General features: G+C 63.7%; 2 protein-coding genes. Both read left to right on the top strand.

Annotated features, from left to right (window positions below; genetic code table 11):
* The coding region (locus JHD77_RS31650; protein WP_190317300.1) for a phosphopantetheine-binding protein at window positions 1-335 on the top strand (335 nt) is incomplete at its 5' end.
* Between the two features lies 1 nt (window position 336).
* Window positions 337-811, top strand: a 475-nt coding sequence (locus JHD77_RS31645; protein ID WP_233412017.1) for a condensation domain-containing protein, incomplete at its 3' end; no start/stop codon positions are given.

The following is an 811-nucleotide window of genomic DNA, read 5'->3' as shown; positions in this document are numbered from 1 at the left end:
CGCTACCGGCGCCGGACGCCAGCGACAGCCAGCAACAGTATGTGGCGCCGGTGACGGAGCTGGAGCGCACATTGGCAGCGATCTGGGCGGATGTGCTGAAGCTGGAGCGGGTCGGGATGGCCGACAACTTCTTCGAGCTCGGCGGGCATTCGTTGCTGGCGACTCAGGTCACGGCACGCATCCATGCCGAGCTGGACATGAATGCCCCCCTGGTCTTGCTGTTCCAGGCCGAGACTTTACAGGCCTATGCGACTTCGCTTGAAGGCTACAAACCTACCGACGCAGCGGACTTCGACGAGCTGCGGGAATTCATGAGCGAACTCGAGGCCGTCTGATATGAATCTCAACAACAATGCCGATCTTGCCCGACGTTTCGCCGGGCTGCCTTTGCCGCAGCGGGAATTGTTCTATCAACGGTTGTGCTCCAAGGGCATCAGCTTCCTGCAAATGCCCATTCCCCGCGTGTGCGAGCAGCCGGGCGCGCACTCGCTGTCGTATGCCCAGCAACGCCAGTGGTTCCTCTGGCAACTGGAGCCCGACAGCGCGGCCTACCATATCCCGGCGGCCCTGCGCCTGCGTGGCGAACTGGATGTCGAGGCCTTGAAGCGCAGCTTCGCCGCATTGGTCGAGCGCCATGAAGGGCTGCGTACTACCTTCCGCCAGGAGGGCGGCGAGACACTGCAGGTGGTGCATGACCGCTTGCCGCTGGAGATCCGCGAGCAGAGCCTGGGGGTAGCGGACGAGGCCGCGCTCATGGCGCGGATCGAGGAAGAGGTGCGGGTGCCGTTCGACCTGGAACGTGGTCCGTTGC

Origin of the sequence: Pseudomonas sp. P20 (assembly GCF_016463925.1) — a bacterium.
GTDB classification, from domain to species: Bacteria; Pseudomonadota; Gammaproteobacteria; order Pseudomonadales; family Pseudomonadaceae; genus Pseudomonas; species Pseudomonas aeruginosa.
Note: the sequence above shows the minus strand (reverse complement) of the source record. Positions and strands in the feature narration are given on the sequence as shown.